Origin of the sequence: Hoeflea algicola, from assembly GCF_026619415.1 — a bacterium.
Classification (GTDB): Bacteria; Pseudomonadota; Alphaproteobacteria; order Rhizobiales; family Rhizobiaceae; genus Hoeflea; species Hoeflea algicola.
Window position 1 is genome coordinate 2985187 of the sequence record NZ_JAOVZR010000001.1, and the last position, 22765, is coordinate 3007951.

Here is a 22765-nt window from a genome sequence, read left to right on the forward strand (position 1 = left end):
ACTGGGGTTCATATCAGGGCGGAAACGCGGCCCAGGCAACCGAAACGACGAGAGTTCCGGTCCCGACCACAGCCTGCACATCTGACATCGAAACATGAAAGGCCACCCGTTGGGTGGCCTCTCGATTTGCATTCCGCTTGCCGCAAGCAGCAAGGAAAGTGAGTGCCCGGACTAGATCCGGCGCTCGACCATCATCTTCTTGATCTCGGCAATCGCCTTGGCAGGGTTGAGACCCTTGGGGCAAGTTTGCGCGCAGTTCATGATGGTATGGCAGCGATAGAGCCGGAACGGATCCTCGAGCGCATCGAGCCGCTCGCCGGTGGCTTCATCGCGTGAATCGATCAGCCAGCGATAGGCCTGCAGCAATGCTGCCGGGCCGAGATAGCGATCGCCGTTCCACCAGTAACTCGGACACGAAGTCGAGCAGCAGGCGCACAGGATGCACTCGTAGAGACCATCGAGCTTGGCCCGGTCCTCGTGGCTTTGCTTCCACTCCTTGGCCGGCGTCGGCGACACGGTCTTCAACCATGGTTCGATCGCCCGGTGCTGGGCGTAGAAATTGGTCAGGTCCGGCACCAGATCCTTGACCACCGGCAGATGCGGCAGCGGGTAGATCTTGACCGGGCCGTCGATCTCGTCGAGCCCCTTGGTGCAGGCCAGCGTGTTGGTCCCGTCAATGTTCATGGCGCAGGAGCCGCAGATACCCTCGCGGCAGGAACGCCTCAGCGTCAGCGTCGCGTCGATCTTGTTCTTGATCCACAACAGACCGTCAAGCACCATCGGTCCACAATCATCCATATCGATGTGGAAGGTGTCGATATGCGGATTTTCGGCATCATCGGGCGACCAGCGGTAGACGCGGAACTCGCGGGTGTTCTTGGCGCCCTCAGGCTTCGGCCAGACCTTGCCCTTTTTGACCTGCGCGTTTTTCGGGAGTGTAAGTTCAACCATTTCGAATTCCTATTCTTTCATTGCCGCCAAATCGTCCATCGAAAATGCTTGAAACTGGGCTTTCTTTCGGCGCCTCTTTAGGATGTCGCAATTGAGATCAATATCATAACCACCTGTTTCAACTTCCATCCGCTTATTGAACAATGGGGTGGAGCCAAATTTTTCGTGAAACTCGCGGATCATGTACGCTTCCACATCCTTGTAAGAATTTTTCATTCCCTGTCGCCTTGGATACGCCCACGATACAGTAAATATGTTCGCGCCATGAGTTAGTGCTTGGTATCTAAGTATCCACCCCAAGGCGTGAGATGCGACCCTGGATCTTTTGTTTTCTGAGCGCCCTGATTGCCCAATATAACAGACATTTGAATTGCCGTTTGGGTAACCTATGATGCAGCTGTTAGGCGTTTTTATATAATACACATACCGTTCTTTGAGTTTTCCCACTTCACCTATGTTATCAAAACCGCCTTTTTCCCGATTTAAAGACAAATCGATAGTGTCCCATTCAAGGGTCATAACAGACATCAATATACACGCGCTTTGGGCGCGATCTTGGCGATGTCGATGCCCTCGGCGATCAGCTCGGTATGCACCGGCCGGTAGTCGAGCGTGACCTTGCCCTTTTCATCCAGCCAGGCCAGCGTGTGCTTGCGCCAGTTCTCGTCGTCACGGCCGCCGTAGGGCCCGTCGACATAGTCCTCGCGGGCATGGCTGCCGCGGCTTTCCTTGCGGGCCTCGGCGCCGTGCACGGTGGTGATCGCGCAGGCCATCAGGTTTTCCAGTTCCAATGTTTCCATCAGATCGGAATTCCAGATCATCGAACGGTCGGTGACATGAACGTCGGCCAGTTCGCCCCAGATCGCGGTAATCCGCTCACAGCCCTGTTCCAGGGTGACCTGGGTGCGAAACACCGCGGCGTCTTCCTGCATGGCGCGCTGCATCTTTTCGCGCAGCACCGCTGTTGGCGCAGAGCCGTTGGCATGCCTGAGCCGGTCGAAGCGGGTCATGATCTTTTCGAACGAGGCTTCGTTGATCGCCGGAATCGCCGACTTGCGATCGATCACCTCACCGGCGCGGATTGCCGCGGCGCGGCCGAACACCACCAGGTCGATCAGCGAGTTGGAGCCGAGCCGGTTGGCGCCGTGCACCGAGGCGCAGGCCGCCTCGCCGACTGCCATCAGCCCAGGCGCCACCGCGTCCGGATCGTCCTTGGTCGGGTTGAGCACTTCACCCCAGTAATTGGTGGGAATGCCGCCCATATTGTAGTGCACCGTCGGCAGCACCGGGATCGGCTCGCGGGTCACATCGACGCCGGCAAAGATCTTGGCGCTTTCCGAAATCCCCGGAAGCCGCTCGTTGAGCACCGCCGGATCGAGATGATCGAGATGCAGGAAGATGTGATCCTTGGCCTTGCCGACGCCGCGGCCTTCCCGGATCTCGATGGTCATGCAGCGCGAGACGACGTCGCGCGAAGCCAGATCCTTGGCCGATGGCGCGTAGCGTTCCATGAAACGCTCGCCCTCGGAATTGACCAGGTAGCCACCTTCGCCGCGTGCGCCCTCGGTAATCAGGCAACCAGCACCATAGATCCCGGTCGGGTGGAACTGTACGAACTCCATGTCCTGCAGCGGCAACCCTGCCCGGGCGATCATGCCATTGCCGTCGCCGGTGCAGGTATGGGCGCTCGTGGCCGAGAAGAAGGCGCGGCCGTAACCGCCGGTGGCCAGCACCACCATCTTGGCGGAAAACCGGTGAATGGTGCCGTCGTCGAGGTTCCAGGCCACCACGCCGGTGCAGCGGCCATCCTCGTCCATCAACAGATCGAGCGCGAAATACTCGATGAAGAATTCGGCGTTGTGCTTGACCGCCTGGCCATAGAGCGTGTGCAGGATGGCATGACCGGTGCGGTCGGCCGCAGCACAGGTGCGCTGCACCGGAGGGCCTTCGCCGTAATTCTGCATGTGGCCACCAAACGGGCGCTGGTAGATGCGGCCATCTTCGGTGCGCGAGAACGGCACGCCGTAATGCTCGAGCTCATAGACCGCCTTGGGCGCTTCCATGGTCAGATACTGCATGGCATCGACATCGCCGAGCCAGTCCGAGCCCTTGACTGTGTCGTACATGTGCCACTGCCAGCTGTCTGGCGTCATGTTGGTCAGCGAGGCGGCAATGCCGCCCTGGGCCGCGACCGTGTGCGAGCGGGTCGGGAACACCTTGGTGATGCATGCGGTGCGGAAGCCCTGTTCGGCCATGCCGAGCGTTGCGCGCAGACCGGCACCGCCGGCGCCGACCACGACCACGTCGTAGGAATGATCAACAATCGAATAGTCGCGTCCGCCAATATTGACGCTGGACGTCATTACCATGGTCTATCAGCCTCCGAAGCCGAGTTTGAGCACTGCGAAAAGCGACACGGCGCCAACAGCGATCGTAAAAAACGTATTGAGGATCAAAAGCACGACCTTCGTGCCCTCGCCATGAACGTAATCCTCGATGATCACCTGCATGCCAAGCCGCATGTGGGCCAGGCCGGAAATCACGACCAGCCCCATCAGCACCGCCACGAACGGATTGCCGAGCGCGCCGACAACCACGGCATGCGGCTCACCATTATAGAGGATGAGGAACAGGATGAAGAAGCAAAGCAGCGGCACATTGGCGATCGCCGTCAGCCGTTGCCGCCAGAAATGCTCGGTGCCGTCCTTGGCCGAACCCAGACCGCGAACCTTGGAGAGAGGTGTGCGCATTGTCATATCAGTCTCCCTCAAAACCGGGTTGCATAGCCGGCGATCCAGATCAGGACCGTCAGGACGATGGAACCGGCGAGTGTTGCCCAGGCAAGTTTGGTGGAGGTCTTTGGATCAAACCCGCGCCCTGTGTCCCAGACGAAGTGGCGGATGCCACCGAGCATGTGATGCACCAGTGCCCAGGTATAGCCAAACAGCACCAGCCGTCCGATGATGGAACCGAACAGGCCGTTGACCCAGTCGAAATAGCTCTCGCCAGACGCCGCGGCGATCAACCACCAGGCAACAAGGATGGTGCCGGCATACAGCGCCATGCCGGTGATCCGGTGAACGATGGACATTACCATGGTCGGGATTGGCTTATAGATTGTCAGGTGCGGCGATATCGGCCGGTTCTGCGTCGCGTTGGTCATGTTGACCTGGTCCTTCTTTCGCTTCGGGAGCGCGCCACCGGGGAGGGTCCGCGAAGCGGAAGCGGTGGCCATTTTTCGCTTTTAGTGCCTAATCGCCACCGCGTCAAAGCCCGGTTTGTCTTTCACGACAAGCCTTTGGTCGAAACCGGCAACGTCGACGTCACCGCCAGTTGCGCTTCAATCGGTTCAAATCGGCATGATCGCCGCATTGGCCGGCAAACTGTCGCAGGCAGGCGTCAGCCCGACGGGTCGAAACGCAGTTCCCAACTGGAAAAATCCGCCGTGGTGGCGATTTTTTCATACAGCTTGCGGCCATCCTCGGGCTGTCTTGGCGCATTGAGCACGATTCGCGACCAGCCACGGGCGTCGCTTTCTTCGGCCAGCATGTCGATCATCGCCTGGGCGATGCCCTGATTGCGGTGCAGATGGCTGACATAAAGATGGTCGACCTGGCCGGCGCGCATGCCGGTGACCGGGTCGGGCAGATCGTAAAAGATCGCAAATCCGACCAGTTCACCGTCCAGCCGCGCGCCAAAAACCTGGGCGACCCGATCTTGCAGCAGCGTCTCGGCGTAATAATCATCCGGCCGCCGCGGCGCGCCGCGCTTGAGCGACTGCACATAGGCCGCAAGCAGCGGTGCGAAATGATGCGCATCGCTGAGATGCAAAAGCGAAATATCGATCTTGTCTGGCGTGTTCATGCCCCCATGTTTCGGCCAAAGCCCGGCCCCGGTCAAGCCTATCGAAGGTCAAACACCGACAATTGGTTCCGGGGCTGAAACCGTCTCCGCCTTAACCCTAACAAGCAATGGTCACTGCAGCGCCGTGACTCCAGAGCCCGGCTGCGGCACAATGGGCAAGCATTTGCGGCGGGCGACAGCCATCGCCGCGAACGCCAGACATCAAGGACCCAACCATCAAGGACAAGGCCATGACCAACACGCTGATCTCGCGTTCACTCGGCCGCCAGGCCGCACAGCTGGCGATTGCCCTGACGGTCGGACTGGGCCTGTTGACGCCGATGCCTGTCGTGGCCGAACCAATGCCGGCATCGGCCAAGGTGCGCCCGTTCAAGAGCCACAAACATCACCGCCGCGGCGACGTTACCGTCATCATCATCGATAAGGACAAGCACAAACGCAGCCGGTCATCGGTGCCGGTGCCGCAACGCGATGCCAGGAAAAGCCGGACCATCACCGCCACCAGCGGCCGGATCGAACGCGATGATGACGACACCAGGATCATCATCCGCCAAAACCGCAACACCTCAGGCGCCGGCAAGACCCATCACAAAACCGGTCCCAAGGTGATCGTCGTCGACCGCGATAGCGGCAGCAAGTCCGATTGCAACGGCGGCGTCTGCGTGATCAGGCCTTAAGCCTTGCGGGCGACCCACCAGGGGCGCCTTGGTTTTTGTCGATCACCTGCCGGAAAACGCATGAACTGCCCCTGAGCGCCTCAAGCTATTGCTCGAGCCCCGGTACCTTGGTGCAGGGATAGAGGTCCATCCAGCCGTCACGGCCGGGAATGGCCACGGCAAAATGGTCCCTGTTGTTGCCCAGGTCGAAGGCCATCACCTCGGTCACTTCGGCACCGTCGACGCTGCAGACCGAATCATAGGCCTCCATGCCGGTGCCGGCCGGGCTCGGGTTGGACAGCGTGCACTCAAACCCCGGGCCGGCGATGTTTCCTTGTGAAATCGTCACCAGCTTTTCGGTCATGGCGCAGCCGCCTTTTTTCGTGGCGTAAGTTGTCTGCATGTCAACAGATTGGGCCGAGACCGCGGAGGCACAGATCGACAGCCCCCAGGTCAGGGCCAGTGTCGAAATCATTCTGGCGGGGCTGAACATGGGGAAGCTCCTTACGGGATGATCGGTTGAACGGCAAAGTCCCGGACGGGGCAGTGCCATCGCGACGTTCACCGTAACACCGAAACATTCCCGGTGCAGAATATTCGGCAAAGTTCGAACCGGATAAGACCTATCCCAGCCCAACCGGCTCTGTCTTGCTGTGCAAAAACGGTCGCCGCCCCCCTTGAGAGGAGAGGGCAGCGACGCGAGGTCTGAGCGATACGAGGGGTGAAGATGACCCTGGTGGGGGTGCTGCTGGCGGGCGATCGGATCACCCGCCTTGCAGCACCCCGCAGTCTTATTTCCAGTCGCGAATATCGACAAAATGGCCGGCAATCGCCGCCGCTGCCGCCATCGTTGGCGAGACCAGATGGGTGCGGCCCTTGAAGCCCTGACGACCCTCGAAATTGCGGTTCGAGGTCGAGGCGCAGCGCTCCTCCGGCTTCAGCCGGTCGTCGTTCATCGCCAGACACATCGAGCAGCCCGGCTCGCGCCAGTCAAAGCCCGCCGCCTTGAAGATCACGTCGAGACCCTCTTCCTCGGCCTGCGCCTTGACCAGACCGGACCCCGGCACGATCATCGCATCGACATTCGGATTGACGGTCTTTCCTTCAACCACCTTGGCTGCGGCACGAAGGTCCTCGATCCGGCCATTGGTGCACGAGCCGATGAACACCCGGTCAATCGAAATATCGGTGATCTTGGTGCCGGGCTTGAGGCCCATGTAATCCAGCGCCCGCCATTTGGAGGTGCGCTTGGCTTCGTCCTTGATGTCGTCGGGATTGGGGACTTCACCGGTAACCGAGATCACGTCCTCGGGCGAGGAGCCCCAGGATACGATCGGCGGCAGCGCCGCGGCATCGAGCCGGACGATCTTGTCGAAATGCGCGCCTTCATCGGTAACCAGCGATTTCCAGTAGTCGACCGCCATGTCCCAGGCCTTGCCCTTGGGGGCGCGGGGCCGGCCCTTGATATATTCAAAAGTCTTCTCATCGGGCGCGATCAGGCCGGCGCGGGCGCCACCTTCAATGGTCATGTTGCAGACCGTCATGCGGCCTTCCATCGACAGCGCGCGAATCGCTTCGCCGGCAAATTCGATAACATGGCCGGTGCCGCCGGCAGTGCCGATTTCACCGATGATGGCGAGGATGATGTCCTTGGCGGTGACGCCGTCGGGCAATTCGCCGTTGACTTCGACCAGCATGTTCTTGGCTTTTTTCTGGATCAGCGTCTGGGTGGCGAGCACATGCTCGACTTCCGAGGTGCCGATGCCGTGCGCCAGCGCGCCAAACGCGCCGTGGGTCGAGGTGTGGCTGTCACCGCAGACGATGGTCGTGCCGGGCAGCGTGAAGCCCTGCTCGGGGCCAACGATATGGACGATGCCCTGGCGCTTGTCGTTCTCGTTGAAATATTCCACGCCGAATTCGGCGGCATTGTCGGCCAACGCTTCGACCTGGATGCGGCTTTCCTCGTTCTTGATGCCCAGCGCCCGGTCGGGCGAGGTCGGCACGTTGTGATCGACCACGGCCAGCGTCTTTTGTGGCGCACGCACGGTGCGGCCGGTGGTGCGCAGTCCCTCGAAGGCCTGCGGGCTGGTGACTTCGTGCACGAGATGGCGATCGATATAGAGCAGGCAGGTGCCGTCATCGCGTTCGTCGGCAACGTGGTCATCCCAGATCTTGTCATAAATCGTGCGTGGTGCGGTCATGGTCGTGGTCCGTTTGAAGGTGAGAAAGGCAAAAATCGAGAAATGGCCGCATCGCGCGGCCGCTGGCGCGGAAAATCAGGCGCGGTGGCTGTTAAGCGCACCGGTGATGCACGCAAAAAACCTGGCCGGCAGACGCTTGTGGTCCTGCAGCACGTAGATTTGAGGCGCCAGACATCCGAATTTCGATCCCATGGCCGGGCTCTTACCAGTTTTGCCAAACCCGGGCAATTGTTTTGCGCACCCGGCTACCTGTCGCGCGCGCAAAACACCTCCCGGGCAGGCCTGTCAGTTGCGCAGAAAATCAAACAGACTGCGGTGCTGCGGCCGCTCCGGCATTTTGATGCGGCCTTCACGGACATCGGCACCAAAGCGCCGCTGTGCCTGCGGGTCCGCGAACGCATAATCGGGATTAAGTTGTGGCGTCAGCAGGCGGTCGTAGATTCGGCCGGTGGTGATGGCGTCCAGACGCCCGCCCGATCGGCTCCCGGCCTGCGCCGGAACCGCAGCCGTGATCGCCGCCATGACAGCCAGAGCCAATGCAATCATTCTAACCATGTCGATGTCCTTTCCAGACGCCGCGGTGGCGCTGCCCAGATTTGTGCCCGGCGAGCGCCGGCGCGATGGACTGCATGTGGACAACGCTGCCGTAAACTTCAAAACACCTTGCTGTGAATTGCCGACCCATGATTCAGCAGGCCACAAATTGCCGCACAGCACGCTGCCTGCTCAGACGCCCACTGGTTCTGGCCCGGCGCTCGCAAATTCTAGCGGTCGGAGTCGAGCTGCATCTGGAAATATTGCCGCTGCTGTTCGGGGATGCGCTCGATATTGACGCGGCCCTGCCGCAAATCGCGCAGGAACATCGCCTCGGCATTGGGCTGGAACTCGTAACTCGGATTCATCTGCGGAGTCAGGATTGGATCATACAGTCGGCCGCTCTGGATCGCGTCGAGCCGGCGGCCGCTGCGGTAGGAATCCGCCGAAGCGAGCGTCGGCAGCACCAGCAATCCGGCGAGAGCAATCAGGATCGTGCGTTTCATCGGGCTTCCTTTCGGCAGACTTTGTGAGTTCCGTTAAACCTTTATGTGGGATCGGTCACCTGTGACGCCAAGGGTGTTGCGGTCAAACTTTCGAGCCGACTTTCATATCACCGCAATCAATACGCAGATTATGGCTCAGTCGTTGAGCTTGCGATCGGGGCCAAACAACGGTTTGTCCCGAGCTCCGTCCACGTCATCGCCACTGTCGAGATAAATCAGCGATCCGGCCCGGCGCAGGCGGCCAGATCCGTCAACCACAAGGGCAAACACCAGAACCGCGAAGGCGATCAGGTTGAACACAGTGCCAAGGGAAACGACAACATCCGGCCTCTCGCCATAGGCGGGAAGCCCCACAAAGATAGTGCCATCAACCAGTGAGACCGGAAAATGCATCAGTGTTCGAACGGCCTCGAGTGCTGCGACCGGAATGCCCGAATGCGGCGACAGCGACAACGCCAGATCCGAGCCGACCCAGAGACAGCTGATGATGTAGATGACCCCGATCGGGATGCTGCCATAAAGCCGGGTGCGGGCGATCGATCCGGCAAATCCAGGCAGATACTCGATCTGGAAACAGAACAACCCGCCAAGCGCCAGCAACGGGGCAAGCTCATAGATGCTCCAGCGCGGAAAAAACAGCAATCCAGGCGCCAAATCTGCGCCCCAGATATTGCCGAGCAGGAACAGCGACGGCAGGTTTGGCAACAGCAGTGCCAGCGGAAACAACGCCCAGAGCCGGGACCCGACCGCCAGACCGCGACGATAGAAGCCGGCGATCCCGACACAGATTGCGGCAAGCAGCAAGGACGGTTTGAGCCAGGTGCCAAGCACCATCGCCATCGCTCCGCAGGGCCCACCGCTGACGCAGCCTCTGCCGGCGATCAATGGAACCGTGAACCACAGCACCTGTGCAAACAGGATTGTGCCCATGGCCAGCAGCCCGGCGAAGGCAAGAAACCACCCGACGAATTCCCGGGCGGTGAGTTTGATGGCCATCATTACACTCTTGGGTTTGGGTCAGGGGCAACCTGCCCCGGCCCACCTAACAAAACCCTAAGTCGTGAAGAACTTCTCCGGATAACCCGCTATTTTCCGATCAATTATCGAGAATCATACGCTAATCTGACAGGTTTCGGAATCACGCGGCCGCCGCCAAATGCGAGCGCATCACGGAATTCAGTGACGCTCGCCGGCGCCACGTTCGGCCTCGGCATTGCGCAACCGCCGTTCCAGCGCCCTGAGCCCGAGCGACAGCCCGACAGTGAGCAGCAAATAGACATAGGCGACGATCGAATAGGTTTCGAAGAACCTAAACGAGCCGGAGGCATAGACCTTGCCCATCTGCGTCAGATCGGCCACGCCAAGCACCGAGACCAGCGAGGAATCCTTGATCATGGCGATGAAATCATTGCCCAGCGGCGGCAGGATAGTGCGGATTGCCTGCGGCAGCACGATCAGCCGAAAGCGCTGCAGCCGGGTCAGCCCGAGCGCCTTGGCGGCTTCGATCTGGCCCTGATCGACGGCCAGGATGCCGGCACGGAACACTTCCGATATGAAGGCGGAATAGCCGATCGTCAGTGCCATGATTGCCCGCCACAACAGCGAGACATCGCGCACCAGCAATTCGCCGATCACCCCGGCCTCAATCAGCGGCGACATCAGCGCGTTCCAGGCGATGACGAAGCCCGGCGCGCCGACAAAGGCGATGTAGAACAGCAGCACCAGGATCGGGATGCCGCGTATGATCTCGACATAGAAACGCGCCGTTTGTCTCAGCGCCAGCGAGTTCGACAATCCCATCACCGCCAGCAGCAACCCGAACAGGGTCGCCAGCACGAACCCCACCAGGGTGACGAAGATGGTGATCCAGACACCACGAGAGACGACCGTGAAGATCTGGCTGTAGAGGTCGTTGATGGCAATCTGCACGGCCAGAAATGCCGCGATCGCCGCGGCCACGGCCAGCCACCAGGGAAAGTCGGGCTTGCCCGCAGCCGAAGAGGGCGGCGGCGCCACTAGAACTCCCCGTCAAACAAGGACGGCGCCGGGCGGATGAATTTCTGCTCGGTCACGCCGCCTTGCCACTGGTCACCTTCGTGCTCGCTTTCGCGCACGAAACCGATCCGCTCGTACAGCGTTTGCGCCGCATCGAGCCCGGCAAAGGTGGTGAGCCAGATCGGACCTGCAGCAATGCTGTCGGAGTGGCTGACGGCGCGCGCCAGCAACTGCTTGCCAAGCCCGCTGCCGCGTTCCTCGCTGGAGACCACGAACCAGCGCAGATGGGCGCCACCAGCGCCACCGCCGCTGACATCAAGGCTGACCGATCCGGCCAGCCGATTGCCGCGCCAGGCAGTCAGAAACAGATCGCGGTGCCGGTCGAAGCGGTCGAGAAATGCAGACAGTTCAGAGGCCACCTTGAGCTCGAAGGCGAGGCCAAATCCCCAGTGTTGCGCATAATAATTCATGTGCAGGCCGAGCACGCCCGCGAGCGCCCCCGGCCTGTATCCGTCAAATGCTATCGGCACGATGTCGCTCAACCACCAAGCTTGTAATCAAGAAACCACTTCTTGTTGAGCGCGTCGATGCTGCCGTCGGCCTTCATGGCGGCGATCGCCGCGTTGACCGGGCTGACCAGCTCCGAGCCCTTGGGGAAGATGAAGCCGAAATCATCGGCCCCCAGCGGACCGCCGACCAGCTTGAGGGCGCCATCGGAAGCATCGACATAGCCCTTGCCGGCGACACCATCGGTCAGCACCATGTCGACATCGCCGGTCTTGAGCGCCTGCACGGTGGCGCCAAAGGTTTCCATCAGCTTGATACGCGTGTTCTGCTCATCGCCATCGAGCACATCATAGACGGCGACATAGAACGGTGTGGTGCCGGGCTGGGCGCCGACCAGGCCGGTCTCGAATGCCGCGAAGCTCTTGGCATCGTTGAAGCGTTCCTCGTCGCTGCGCACCAGCATGAACATTTCCGAGCGCAGATAGGGATCGGAGAAATCCACCTTTTCCTTGCGGTCTTCCTTGATCGAGATACCGGTCATGCCGATCTCGTATTGCCCGTCGGAAACGGCCTGGATCATCGCGTCCCAGGAAGTGTTCTGGTATTCGACCTTGAAATTGAGCCGCTTGGCGATCTCGTTCATCGCGTCATATTCCCAGCCGATCTGGTCGCCGGTCTTGGGATCGATGAACTGCAGCGGCGGATAGGCGTTTTCGGTGACGACGACAACGCTCTGGCCACCCAGGTCAGGCAGGTCCTGCGCCTGGACGCTGGTGGCAAGCGCGGCGGCGCCAAGGCCAATAGCCGTCGCGGCCGCAATGGTGGCGGATTTCAACAATGACATGACAGTCTCCCCTATGAAGTCTCTGGACAGTATTTTTGGCGCGGCCCGCAATCATGGTTGTCGCGCGAAGCGGCCACTTTGCAATGCGCGACCGCAGGCCGCAAGAGCACCGAGGTGAATCAACACTGGATGCCGCTCCATCACCCGATATGTAGCGGGTCTGCGCCGGCTGCAAGTTCGGCTCCGCACGCGTCCACGCCGGAGTTGGGAATAAGTATGCCCGGAGGGCCGCACGCGGGCTTTGCCTTACGGAAATTGAAAAATGGGTGGCACAACTCGCGCGCGGCCCGATCATCGCCGGATGATGTCCGCATCCGACAGGCAGAAACCGCTTCGCTTGGCCCGCTTGAGGGTTTTCACCCGACGCGGGATTTCATGGCTTTCGCCATGCCGCCTGCCCCGGACACGGGGCCGCGACGGAAGCTGTTGGCGTGGGTTCCGGCACGAACCTTGTCCCCATCACGTTATGCATGAACCTTATCGTTCGAGTGAAACCACCCGAACGCGCCATGCATGACGGGGTCAAGATCCGCCACAGGCCCGGCCCGCGGTCAGATCCCGCACCGCCAACAGGGCGGACGAACATCCGAGGACGGTCCGGTGGCTGGCTGAACAGGATCGTTGATCACGTCCGCCAGCGGAGCCACGCTGGTCTCCACCTCCCCTCATCGCCCGCCGCACGTTACGACAAAACCCGAGAGGCCTTCCTCCCGCCTGGTCCAACACGTTCGCGATCCATCCGGCAGCGGGAGCGCGAGGAGTATGGCATGGGGGTGGAGGGAGTGGATGAAATTCGGGGGTCTATTTGGGCGGTTTCATGATTTTCGTCATCCTCGGCCACCGAGCCGAGGATCCACTCCGTGATCCATCCATATCCACAGTGTTGGAAAGATCGCGGAATGGATCCCAGGGTCGGTGCCCTGGGATGACGAATTGAAAGGGTGGAGAATGCCAGATTCTCCCCATCGGCGGGGAGAGAAGGGAATTTCAGTGTCTTGGCTTCAGCCAAGGATTAGAAATTCAAAGCGAGGGTGTCGATTTGCATACGCGAAACGTTCCCCTCACCTGAAAAATCTATGACCTGACGCTGCGCAACAAGACCATGATTTCTCGTTCTCTTCCACAAGGGTAAACTAGAGCGCCGCAACATTTGCGGCACTGAGAACATACCCGCTGCCATTACGCGGCATCAGTCCTCGGACTTGTCTTCGTTTGCTTCCGGGTGGGTTCCATCCGATACGCTGCCGGGATGGGGATCGGAGACCTCGCGCTCGGCTGGCGCCGGTCCGGTCTTGTTCTTGTCTGTCTGCTGGTCGGGTTTCTTGGTCATGGCACTCTCCTTTGGGACCAGTGAAACGCCGCAGGCAGTGCGATGGTTCCCGGAGCTTTGCTCCTCGGTGCCGTGCCGTCCCTCAATCGCGCTTGATGGTCATCAGCACGTCCCAGAGGTCGGCGCCGGCTTCGAGCACCAGGGCGTTGGCCTTGTAGTTGGTTTCGGCAGACATGACATCAAGCATCTCGGAGGCAAGGTCGATTTCCGCGTCGGTCTGTGCTGCAGCACCGGGACCGGAACTTGCAATGTTACTGGCTGCAGAGACCATGCGGTTCTGCTCGGTCTGCATGCCCGAAAGTGCGGTTGTCATAATCGAGGAAATCGTCATCAGACCTGCCCTGCACCCCTGAAGGCACTTTACCCGTGAAGGCACAGTGTCGCGCACCCGGATTAGCAGAAGATTAAGCCGGTCATTCGGTTTTGAACGGTTTGCTGCCATCGCGTCGGCTGACCGGCTGCAATGCATGTCGGGTTCACGTGAATCCGTTTGAACGACAACAGACATGCATCATTTCAAGGCGCTGCAGCGCCCCACGGGAGCAGGTCTGCCCAAAACCAAAAAAGTGCCGGTTGCCCGGCGCTTTGATGGACGACCCCGAAGGATCATCAAATTCGGATTGAGCGGACTATTCGCTCTTGGCTTCTTCAGCCGGTGCGGCGGCTGCGGCTGCTGCTGCTTCGTCGGCAGCGGCCTTTGCGGCTGCGGCTTCAGCGGCTTCTGCTGCGGCCTTCTCGGCGGCCAGCGCCTGTGCTGCCGCGATCTTCTCGGCCTCGACGCGAGCCTTCTCGGCTGCCAGTGCCTGACGCTCGGTATCGTTGAGCTTGCGGGCACGGGTACCGGTGTTCTCGACGATACGGGCCGACTTGCCGCGACGATCGCGCATGTAATAGAGCTTGGCGCGACGGACCTTGCCGCGGCGGACGACTTCGACTGCCTCGACCAGCGGCGAATAGATCGGGAATACGCGCTCGACGCCTTCACCATAGGAAATCTTGCGGACCGTGAAGCTTTCGTTCAGGCCGGCGCCGGCGCGGGCGATGCAGACGCCTTCGAAGGCCTGCAGACGGGTCCGCTTGCCTTCTGTCACGCGCACCTGCACGCGCAGCGTGTCACCGGCGGAAAATTCGGGAAACTTGCGGGAAGCTTCGATCTTGGCGGCCTGCTCGGCCTCCAGCTGCTGGATGATGTTCATGGTCCATGACCTTTCGTTTTTCTCAAACGGTCAGAGCGCTCTCAGCTTGCCGCCTCGGATGTTTCCTCGGGGCTATGCCGGTGAAGGCAGGAGCGGGTTCACCATTCATTGTTTGGCAGGCGCCGCATGACACGGCTGTCGGACTTTTGCCGATCGCCGGGGCAGATACACCATCAGGGGCCTTTTGTCACGCCCGTCACGCGATTTAATCGAAGACCTTGCCGGGCTGCCGATGCGGTGCTTTAACTCAAGCCCCTTCCGTTGTTCCCGGCCCGCCATGTCCCTCTTCGATATTGTTCTTCTGTTCAGCGCTGGTTTCCTCTCCAGCGTCGTCAACGCCATTGCCGGCGGTGGCACTTTTCTCACCTTCGGCGCCATGACGCTGGCAGGCGTTCCGCCGATCATGGCCAACGCGACTTCCTCGGTGACCCAGTTTCCAGGCTACGTGACCTCGGCGCTCGCCTACCGCACCGAAATACGCGAGGCCGGGCGCGAGGCCTGGATACTCGCTGGCCTGTCGCTGGTGGGCAGTCTCGGCGGCGCGCTGATCCTGGTGTCGATGTCCAACCCCTCGTTCCGCTCGCTGGTGCCGTGGCTGCTCTTGGCGGCGACCCTGATTTTTGCCGCCGGACCCTATCTCAGGCCCAAGAAGCTGCATGCCGAACAACCAATTTCGCGGCTCGGGCTGGTGGGACAGTTTCTCACCTCGATCTATGGCGGGTTTTTCGGCGCCGGCATGGGCATCATGATGCTGGCGGTGCTCGGCATCGCCAAGGGCGGCGACTATCACAAGCTCAACGCGCTGAAGAATTTTGTCGCCGTCATCATCGCGCTGATCGCCATTGTCGTCTTTTCCACCGGCGGCGTGGTGGCCTGGCTGCCGGCGATAATCATGATCCCGGCCGGCGCGCTTGGCGGCTATGCCGGGGTCTGGGCGGCAAGGCGGGTGCCGCAGACTGTCATTCGCGCCATCGTCGTCGGCGTTGGCCTGCTCTTGACCTGGTATTATTTCTCGAGCTGATCATCTTCAAGCAGCTCGGGCCGCCGTTCCCGCGTCAGCGCCCGCGATTGCGCCTGCCGCCAGGCCTCGATCGCCTGGTGATTGCCCGAGGTCAGCACCTGGGGGATCTCCCGGCCCTCGAAGCTTTGCGGTCGTGTGTAATGCGGATGCTCGAGCAGCCCGGTCTCGAAACTTTCATGGGTGCCTGACTGGGCGTTGCCCATCACCCCCGGCAATACGCGGATCACCGCATCGAGCAGTGTCAACGCCGCAGGCTCCCCGCCCGACAGCACATAATCGCCAATCGAGACTTCCTCGAGATTGCGGGTTTCGATCACCCGCTGGTCGACGCCTTCGAACCGGCCGCAGACAATGACCGCACCTGGGCCAGAAGCCAGTTCGCGCACCCGCGATTGCGTCAGCGGCGCACCCCGCGGGCTCATCAGCAGCCGTGGTCGCGTATCATCCTCGGGGCTGACGGCATCGATGGCGCGTGCCAGCACATCGGCCCTGAGCACCATGCCGGCGCCGCCGCCGGCCGGCGTGTCATCGACATTGCGGTGCTTGCCGGTGGCAAAATCGCGAATATTGACCGGGTCGATCACTGCGTCGCCACGTTCCAGCGCCCGGCCGGCCAGCGACAGACCGAGATGACCGGGAAACATCTCCGGATAGAGCGTCAGTACCGTGGCATGAAAACCGCGTGCGTCTTTGGATGTGGCTTGAGGTGCGGCAGGAACCGAGGCGCTGGTCATTACGAACCGCTCCCGTTGCCGTCCCCGCCATCATTTCCGTCGTCCTCGTCATCCTCGCCGGTATCGATCAGCCCGGCAGCCAGCGGGTCGACCAGGAGCCTGCCATTGGCGATATCGACCTGCGGCACCGCGGCCAGCGTGAACGGGATCACCACCGGCTTCTTGCCGTCCTGGCGCAATTCCAGCAGATCGCCGCCGCCAAAATCGAACACACCGCCGACCGTGCCCCAGAACAGGCCTTCCGCATCCCAGGCTTCCAGCCCCTCCAGATCGGCATGGAAGAACTCGCCCTCTTCCAGCGTCTCGTCGGGCAGGCTTGTGCGGTCGATATAGAGCTCCAAACCCTTCAGCGCCTCAGCGGCGTTGCGGTCGTTGACACCGCGGAACCGCACCACCACGACGGTCTTTGCAAAGCGCAGGTCGAGCACCTCGAAACGCCGTCCGTCGAGCGTGAACAGCGTGCCATACTCGCCCAGCGCCAACGGATCGTCGGTGAACGGCTTGACCCGGACTTCGCCGCGAAGGCCCTGCGCGGCGCCGACGATGCCGACGAGGACGGGGTGGTCAAGCTTGGTCATGGACATCTCCGGAGATAGAGCATCGTTCAATTAGCAGGACAACGCACTGGTTCCAACGCGAAACGGGCGGCATCAAGCCGCCCGCATCATAGCGGCGTACATCCCGCTGGATGCACAAAATGCGCGAACGCTGCTTATTCAGCAGTCGCTTCGGCAGGGGCTTCAGCCGGTGCAGAAGCGGCTTCGGCTGCGGCGGCTGCGGCATCCTCTTCCTTCTGCTTCTTCTCGGCAGCGCGTTCCTGCGCCTTCTTGCCGGGCTGGGCCTTGTTCGGGTTGGAACGGGCATCGCGGGTCATCATGCCGGCTTCAGCCATGAAGCGGGCGACGCGGTCGGTCGGCAGCGCGCCGTGATCGAGCCAATGCTGGATGCGTTCCTGGTTGAGGCTGACACGGGCAGCATCGTCCTTGGGCAGCATCGGGTTCCAGTAACCCAGACGCTCGATGAAACGGCCATCACGCGGGCTGCGCACGTCGGCGATGACAACGTGGTAGTAAGGACGCTTCTTGGAGCCGCCACGGGCCAGACGAATTTTCAATCCCATTTTCTTTTCCTTCGATTGAGCAACTTTGTTGACTTGGTTGAATGTCTTCGGACGCCGGACAGCGCCAGATCGGGTGGTTATTTCGAAGCCGCCTGCTTGTGATGCTGGATCACTTCGCGAATGACGAATTCGAGGAATTTCTCGGCAAAATCCGGATCGAGATCGGCGGATTTTGCCAGCTCGCGCAGACGGGCGACCTGCTCGGCCTCACGGTTAGGGTCTGACGGCGGCAGATCGGCCGATGCCTTCAGCGCGCCGACAGCCTTGGTCACCCGGAAGCGCTCGGCCAATATGTGAATCAGTGCCGCATCGAAATTATCGATCGAACGACGGAATTCAGTGAGCTGCGCAATGGCGTCATTGTTCTCGGTCATGCAGTCCCCTCACTTCTTTTTCGGCAGGCCGGGAAGACCGCCGCCAAGACCGGGTAGCTTCGGTCCGCCCAAACCTGGCAAACCACCAGGCATGCCGCCGCCAAGTCCCGGCATGCCGCCCTTGCCGAGACCCGCGGCCTCGGCCTGCTTCTGCAGTGCTTCGAGCTGCTTGGGATCCATCTTCGACAGATCCGGCATGCCCCCTGGCATTCCACCCATTCCGCCGGGAAGGCCCATCTTCGAGGCGAGGCCGCCCATGGCTGCGCGCATCATGCCGCCGCCCTTGCCCTTGCCGCCCATGGCTTTCATCATGTCGGCCATCTGCCGGTGCATCTTCAGAAGCTTGTTGATCGCTGCCGCGTCAGTGCCCGAGCCCTTGGCGATGCGCTTCTTGCGCGAATGCTTGAGCACCTCGGGATTGGCGCGCTCGGCCTTGGTCATCGAGCCGATGATGGCGAGCTGGCGGGCGAATGTCTTGTCGTCCATGCCGGCCGCCGACATCTGGTCCTTCATCTTGCCCATGCCGGGCATCATCCCCATGATGCCGCCCATGCCGCCAAGCTTCTGCATCTGCCCGAGCTGATCGGCAAGATCGTTGAGATCGAACTTGCCGGCCTTCATCCGCGCGGCCATCACCTGCGCCTTGTCGGCGTCGAAGCTTTCCGCCGCCTTCTCGACCAGGCTGACGATATCGCCCATGCCCAGGATCCGGTCGGCGACGCGGCGGGGATGGAATTCCTCCAGCGCGTCCATCTTTTCGCCGGTACCAATCAGCTTGATCGGCTTGCCGGTGACAGCCCGCATCGACAGCGCCGCGCCGCCGCGGCCATCACCGTCCATGCGGGTCAGCACCAGCCCGGAAATGCCGACGCGTTCATCGAAGCTGCGCGCCAGATTGACGGCGTCCTGGCCGGTCAGCGCATCGGCCACCAGCAGGATTTCATGCGGGTTGGCGCGCTTCTTGATTTCGGCCATTTCGGCCATCAGCGGCTCGTCGATATGGGTGCGGCCGGCGGTGTCAAGAATGACCACATCGTGGCCACCAAGCTTGGCCGCCTGCACCGCGCGCGCGGCAATATCGGCGGGCTGCTGGCCGTCGATCACCGGCAGGGTGGCGACACCTGTCTGCTCGCCCAATTGCCTGAGCTGCTCCTGCGCCGCCGGACGACGGGTGTCGAGCGAGGCCATCAGCACTTTCTTGCGGTCGCGCTTTTCCATCCGCGCGGCAATCTTCGCCGATGTCGTGGTTTTACCCGAGCCCTGCAGGCCGACCATCATGATGACGACGGGGGCGGCCGCATTGAGATCGATCGGCACGCCTTCTTCGCCCAAGAGCGCCACCAGCTCGTCATGAACCAGCTTGACCACCATCTGGCCCGGCTTGATCGACTTGACGATCTCGGCGCCAACGGCTTTCTCGCGCACCCGGTCGGTGAACCCGCGCACCACTTCCAGCGCCACGTCGGCCTCCAGCAGCGCGCGGCGAACCTCCCGCATGGCTTCAGACACATCCTTCTCCGACAGGGCGCCGCGCCCGGTCAGATTGTTGAGGATGGAGCCAAGCCGGTCCTGGAGAGTATCAAACATAGGGTCGTCCTGTTTTTGCTGAAGAAAACACTTCAACAGATATGGGGCGAACATCAAGCAAAGCCAAACAGCACCCGAGGGCGCATCGCGCTGTCGGGTGTTGGCCTCCGGGATCGATTTATACCATTACGGGTCCCGGTCGGCGGCTCGGAGTCATGCTCGTAGCAGATTTGAGCGGGATAAACAGGAAAAGGACGGCTGAGTCAAGGTTGGGGGGTGTCTGGCATGGCTCAGCCGGCGATTTCACGGCGCGCGAGATCGGCGAGAAATGCCGATCGGGTCAGACCGCGCTCACGTGCCGTTGCGTCCACTACCGCCAACAGCCCCGCATCCATGGCGATGTTGGCCTTGGTGGTGCGGCCGGATCACCGGCACCAGCGACCCCTGACACTCAAACGATTCACGCGCACTACGCAGCGCTTTCCGGGCGCTACTTGGCGACCGAAACTGAAGCCGGACATCGGGCATGCCGGCGCCTTCGCCGTCGCGTATTCTGTTGCAATTGCGACCGGCAGATATCCGGATCAGGACGAATTTCTCTAACCATTTCGCAATTACCAATTGCAGTGTATATGCGGTTTGGTCCAGATGTTAAGGGGGAACAGCAAATGGGCGATTTGGTTGCGCATTGGTATTATGTTCAGAGCGGCGAGAAGAAAGGTCCGTTTGCTCCGGACCAGATCAAAACACTAATTCAGGCCGGCGTCATCGATGGCCATACGAGTGTGTGGTCGGAAGTCTCGGGGGAATGGAAGCCCCTGAACCAGACGGAATTGCAGGGCCTAGTCAGCGACAAGACCAGCTCACCAAATATTCCGGCGAACACCGCAATCTCGAAAGAACAGGCAGAGTCTGACGAAGCAGCTCTCTCGAAGCTATTCGACGCCCCGCGAGAGACCTCTCCGCATCAATCCAAGCCCACGGTCTCGCCGCCCCCTAACCATCAAAAAACATATGATCACAATCATTTTTATCGAAACAATACATTGAGCAGTGCTCTACGTTTTTTTGTTTGGATTAATATAATTATAGCGTCTGGAGAATTCTACGGGATTTATAAGGTAAAGAATGACATAAATCAGAGTTATCGGAAAGTTTTATATTTTGAAAGCTCAGAATGGCTGTCTGTTATATTTACACCAATTTTGATTGGCGTCGTACTTTTCATGATGTGGAAATATAGATCAACAGCAAATCTTATCCGCCTACGCGGTGGACAGTCGGTCACGGCGGCGGGGGCGGTTTATTGGTACTTCGTGCCAATCGCCTGGTTTTGGAAACCTTACCAAGCCATGAGGAATCTTCTCGATGGATACGACATTGGCAGTCACCGAGTAATTACCCACCCCCTTGCCATGCACCACAATGTCTGAATCCATGATGATATGGATCGGACTGATTTGCAGCAGCTGAGCAAGGACGAATTGATCGAGATGGTGCTTCGGCTCCAACGGCCTTCCAAGGATTCTCGGACGTCTTCCAAGCCGCCCTCGACGGACAAGAAAGAGAAACGCGTCAACTCACGACCGGGTGGAGCCAAGCCCGGGCATGAACCCCACAATAGGGTGCTGGCGGATTTTGCCGACATGTTTCGCGATCATGAACCGACCGCCTGCAAGAGATGCGGCCATGCGTTTTCCGGTGATGATACGATGGTGCTGGCCGGGGGTAATTACCCACCCCCGAATTCGTGATTTCCGGTTCTTCTACCGGCCTATGCCAGGACGGATGCGATGACCTGGAAGGGGTTTGCGCCTTTGAGGCGGGCGGTGTCGATGGTCGTGCGTACATCCGCCTCTGCTTGGGCGGCCCACATGGCGCGATATCCGTTTGTCACCTTTCGCTGAATGACCCATGGACGGAGCTTTCGCTCAGATGTGTTGTTGGTGACATCGACTTCTCCGGGATAGTCGCAAAACGTCAGCAGCTGATCGCGGGCCCGCCCGATCTTGGCCTGGAGCTTTTGGGCCAGGTCGCACGAAGTCGGGGCGCATAGAAGCCCGGCAAGCTGTTTATCGAATTTGCGCTTCTTGCTTGCGACGGTAGACGCAGCGAATGTGCTTATGGCTCTGGCGAAATCAAACACACGGCCAAACCAAAGCTGGAAGCGAAGAGGGAGATCATCCTCGCCATGTTCCAGCGCAAAGGCTGTATCACGCGCCAAATGTGCAAGGCAGGTTTGATGTCGATGGCCGTGAGATTGCTGGGCTGAATACCGATCAGATATCCATACCTCGGGGACATGGCCGCCCATGGTCTCGTGAACGACCCGTGCTGCACGGGAGTAATCGGGCTGGTGGACAACAGCATCCTTGCAATGAAAAACCCAGTGTTGGGCATTTGTGCCCTCGATACGCACACCGGTTTCGTCGCTGGCGACAACGCGGGCGGCTCGAAGGCTGGCCTTGGCGGCCTGTGCTGTGGCCTGGAAGCTCGGACGGGAGCGGGAAAACATGTTCATGATCGCGCCCTCGCTCACATTAAGGCCGAAGATATCCATGAACACACCGCTCAGGCGTTCGTAAGACAATGCATGGAAACTCTTGAGGTAGATCGCCAGCGCGTGAATGCCTGGCCCGAACGGCGTTGCGGTTGCCACGGCAGGTGCGGTGGCTTTTGTTGTCGTGCCGCATTGCGGGCAATGACAGGAAAAACGCCGATGCCGGGTGACATGAGGACGGATCGCAGGAATATCGATCTCGTCATAGGCCCCGGCCAGCACCATCGTATCATCACCGGAAAACGCATGGCCGCATCTCTTGCAGGCGGTCGGTTCATGATCGCGAAACATGTCGGCAAAATCCGCCAGCACCCTATTGTGGGGTTCATGCCCGGGCTTGGCTCCACCCGGTCGTGAGTTGACGCGTTTCTCTTTCTTGTCCGTCGAGGGCGGCTTGGAAGACGTCCGAGAATCCTTGGAAGGCCGTTGGAGCCGAAGCACCATCTCGATCAATTCGTCCTTGCTCAGCTGCTGCAAATCAGTCCGATCCATATCATCATGGATTCAGACATTGTGGTGCATGGCAAGGGGGTGGGTAATTACCATTGATACCCCCTTACACCCAGCATCTAACCAGCAATTAATTTTGTTCCAATGCAATTCTTACATGTCGATACGATAGACAGATTAGCAACCAGAAACCAACCATAAAACGGACATTCGGCAAGTTTTCACACCTTCGGCTGCCACCTTTTACTGTCTCTCCCTCTCGCCGAAGGAAAGCAGCCGTCCTAATGGGTCTTCTTTGAAGTGAAAGACGTTCCACCACGCCCATCAGGAACGGGTAGGGGCTGGCGCCGATAGAGCCGCGAGCTGACTTCCCGTTAGGCGCGTGTTGAGGCTGC

At 60.3% G+C, this 22765-nt stretch carries 26 protein-coding genes and 1 pseudogene; 4 read left to right on the top strand and 23 right to left on the bottom strand.

Going from position 1 to position 22765, the window contains the following annotated elements:
* Positions 1-171 precede the first annotated feature (171 nt).
* From OEG84_RS14605 to OEG84_RS14630, 6 genes are all read right to left on the bottom strand, one after another.
* Positions 172-951, bottom strand: a complete 780-nt coding sequence (locus OEG84_RS14605) for a succinate dehydrogenase iron-sulfur subunit (protein ID WP_267654429.1) — start codon at positions 949-951, stop codon at positions 172-174.
* Positions 952-960: 9 nt separating this feature from the next.
* Complete coding sequence (locus OEG84_RS14610) at positions 961-1479, bottom strand: hypothetical protein (protein ID WP_267654430.1); 519 nt, start codon at positions 1477-1479, stop codon at positions 961-963.
* Positions 1479-3314 (bottom strand): succinate dehydrogenase flavoprotein subunit, encoded by a 1836-nt coding sequence (sdhA, locus tag OEG84_RS14615; RefSeq protein WP_267654431.1) that lies wholly within the window; start codon positions 3312-3314, stop codon positions 1479-1481. Before sdhA ends, OEG84_RS14610 begins: the two co-directional genes overlap by 1 nt.
* A 12-nt stretch (positions 3315-3326) precedes the next feature.
* The gene (gene sdhD / locus OEG84_RS14620) at positions 3327-3707 is read right to left on the bottom strand and encodes a succinate dehydrogenase, hydrophobic membrane anchor protein (protein ID WP_267654432.1); all 381 of its coding nucleotides are present in this window, start codon (positions 3705-3707) and stop codon (positions 3327-3329) included.
* A gap of 11 nt (positions 3708-3718) precedes the next feature.
* Positions 3719-4114, bottom strand: coding sequence for a succinate dehydrogenase, cytochrome b556 subunit (gene sdhC, locus OEG84_RS14625; RefSeq protein WP_267654433.1), 396 nt, complete (start codon positions 4112-4114; stop codon positions 3719-3721).
* 236 nt (positions 4115-4350) lie between these two features.
* The gene (locus OEG84_RS14630) at positions 4351-4815 is read right to left on the bottom strand and encodes a GNAT family N-acetyltransferase (RefSeq protein ID WP_267654434.1); all 465 of its coding nucleotides are present in this window, start codon (positions 4813-4815) and stop codon (positions 4351-4353) included.
* 230 nt (positions 4816-5045) lie between these two features.
* Here OEG84_RS14630 and OEG84_RS14635 point away from each other — a divergent pair, with 230 nt between their 5' ends.
* Entirely contained in the window at positions 5046-5492 is a 447-nt protein-coding gene (locus tag OEG84_RS14635; RefSeq protein WP_267654435.1) for a hypothetical protein, read from the top strand.
* Between the two features lie 85 nt (positions 5493-5577).
* Here the strand turns inward: OEG84_RS14635 and OEG84_RS14640 are convergent, their stop codons facing one another.
* The 11 genes from OEG84_RS14640 to rplS form a co-directional block, all read right to left on the bottom strand.
* Entirely contained in the window at positions 5578-5964 is a 387-nt protein-coding gene (locus OEG84_RS14640) for a hypothetical protein (RefSeq protein WP_267654436.1), read from the bottom strand.
* Positions 5965-6262: 298 nt separating this feature from the next.
* On the bottom strand, positions 6263-7672 hold the full coding sequence (gene leuC, locus OEG84_RS14645) for a 3-isopropylmalate dehydratase large subunit (protein ID WP_267654437.1): 1410 nt from the start codon (positions 7670-7672) through the stop codon (positions 6263-6265).
* A 285-nt stretch (positions 7673-7957) separates the two neighbouring features.
* The gene (locus tag OEG84_RS14650; RefSeq protein WP_267654438.1) at positions 7958-8194 is read right to left on the bottom strand and encodes a hypothetical protein; all 237 of its coding nucleotides are present in this window, start codon (positions 8192-8194) and stop codon (positions 7958-7960) included.
* Between the two features lie 242 nt (positions 8195-8436).
* Positions 8437-8712 carry a hypothetical protein gene (locus OEG84_RS14655; protein ID WP_267654439.1) on the bottom strand — a complete coding sequence of 92 codons (276 nt, stop codon included), beginning with the start codon at positions 8710-8712 and terminating at the stop codon, positions 8437-8439.
* A 135-nt stretch (positions 8713-8847) separates the two neighbouring features.
* Positions 8848-9711: a hypothetical protein gene (locus OEG84_RS14660; RefSeq protein WP_267654440.1), complete on the bottom strand. Its 864-nt coding sequence runs from the start codon at positions 9709-9711 to the stop codon at positions 8848-8850.
* Positions 9712-9888: 177 nt separating this feature from the next.
* A complete protein-coding gene (locus tag OEG84_RS14665; RefSeq protein WP_267654441.1) occupies positions 9889-10728 on the bottom strand; it encodes an amino acid ABC transporter permease in 840 nt (279 codons plus the stop codon).
* The gene (locus tag OEG84_RS14670; protein WP_267654442.1) at positions 10728-11237 is read right to left on the bottom strand and encodes a GNAT family N-acetyltransferase; all 510 of its coding nucleotides are present in this window, start codon (positions 11235-11237) and stop codon (positions 10728-10730) included. Before OEG84_RS14670 ends, OEG84_RS14665 begins: the two co-directional genes overlap by 1 nt.
* Before the next feature lie 8 nt (positions 11238-11245).
* Positions 11246-12058, bottom strand: coding sequence for a transporter substrate-binding domain-containing protein (locus tag OEG84_RS14675; RefSeq protein ID WP_267654443.1), 813 nt, complete (start codon positions 12056-12058; stop codon positions 11246-11248).
* Positions 12059-13247: 1189 nt separating this feature from the next.
* Positions 13248-13388 carry a hypothetical protein gene (locus tag OEG84_RS14680; RefSeq protein WP_267654444.1) on the bottom strand — a complete coding sequence of 47 codons (141 nt, stop codon included), beginning with the start codon at positions 13386-13388 and terminating at the stop codon, positions 13248-13250.
* A gap of 82 nt (positions 13389-13470) precedes the next feature.
* The gene (locus OEG84_RS14685; RefSeq protein WP_267654445.1) at positions 13471-13719 is read right to left on the bottom strand and encodes a flagellar basal body rod protein; all 249 of its coding nucleotides are present in this window, start codon (positions 13717-13719) and stop codon (positions 13471-13473) included.
* 298 nt (positions 13720-14017) lie between these two features.
* Positions 14018-14584 (bottom strand): 50S ribosomal protein L19, encoded by a 567-nt coding sequence (gene rplS / locus OEG84_RS14690; RefSeq protein WP_267654446.1) that lies wholly within the window; start codon positions 14582-14584, stop codon positions 14018-14020.
* A gap of 277 nt (positions 14585-14861) precedes the next feature.
* Between rplS and OEG84_RS14695 the strand changes: the two genes are divergently transcribed.
* Positions 14862-15605 carry a sulfite exporter TauE/SafE family protein gene (locus tag OEG84_RS14695; protein ID WP_267654447.1) on the top strand — a complete coding sequence of 248 codons (744 nt, stop codon included), beginning with the start codon at positions 14862-14864 and terminating at the stop codon, positions 15603-15605.
* On the opposite strand, the gene trmD is transcribed toward OEG84_RS14695, so the two are convergent.
* From trmD to ffh, 5 genes are all read right to left on the bottom strand, one after another.
* Complete coding sequence (gene trmD, locus OEG84_RS14700; RefSeq protein ID WP_267654448.1) at positions 15590-16339, bottom strand: tRNA (guanosine(37)-N1)-methyltransferase TrmD; 750 nt, start codon at positions 16337-16339, stop codon at positions 15590-15592. The two genes, OEG84_RS14695 and trmD, sit on opposite strands and share 16 nt — an antisense overlap.
* Positions 16339-16917, bottom strand: a complete 579-nt coding sequence (rimM, locus tag OEG84_RS14705; protein ID WP_267654449.1) for a ribosome maturation factor RimM — start codon at positions 16915-16917, stop codon at positions 16339-16341. The genes trmD and rimM overlap by 1 nt, the downstream gene beginning before the upstream one ends.
* Positions 16918-17051: 134 nt before the next feature.
* A complete protein-coding gene (rpsP, locus tag OEG84_RS14710) occupies positions 17052-17459 on the bottom strand; it encodes a 30S ribosomal protein S16 (RefSeq protein WP_267654450.1) in 408 nt (135 codons plus the stop codon).
* A gap of 77 nt (positions 17460-17536) precedes the next feature.
* Positions 17537-17833 (bottom strand): chorismate mutase, encoded by a 297-nt coding sequence (locus OEG84_RS14715; RefSeq protein ID WP_267654451.1) that lies wholly within the window; start codon positions 17831-17833, stop codon positions 17537-17539.
* 9 nt (positions 17834-17842) lie between these two features.
* Positions 17843-19420 carry a signal recognition particle protein gene (gene ffh / locus OEG84_RS14720; protein WP_267654452.1) on the bottom strand — a complete coding sequence of 526 codons (1578 nt, stop codon included), beginning with the start codon at positions 19418-19420 and terminating at the stop codon, positions 17843-17845.
* Between the two features lie 608 nt (positions 19421-20028).
* Between ffh and OEG84_RS14725 the strand changes: the two genes are divergently transcribed.
* Both OEG84_RS14725 and OEG84_RS14730 read left to right on the top strand, forming a co-directional pair.
* A complete protein-coding gene (locus OEG84_RS14725) occupies positions 20029-20793 on the top strand; it encodes a GYF domain-containing protein (protein WP_267654453.1) in 765 nt (254 codons plus the stop codon).
* A 12-nt stretch (positions 20794-20805) separates the two neighbouring features.
* Positions 20806-21066 (top strand): annotated as a pseudogene (locus tag OEG84_RS14730) (IS66 family transposase); the annotation flags it as partial.
* Positions 21067-21134: 68 nt separating this feature from the next.
* Here OEG84_RS14730 and tnpC read toward each other — a convergent pair.
* Positions 21135-22412 (bottom strand): IS66 family transposase, encoded by a 1278-nt coding sequence (gene tnpC / locus OEG84_RS14735; RefSeq protein WP_267651873.1) that lies wholly within the window; start codon positions 22410-22412, stop codon positions 21135-21137.
* Between the last annotated feature and the right edge of the window lie 353 nt (positions 22413-22765).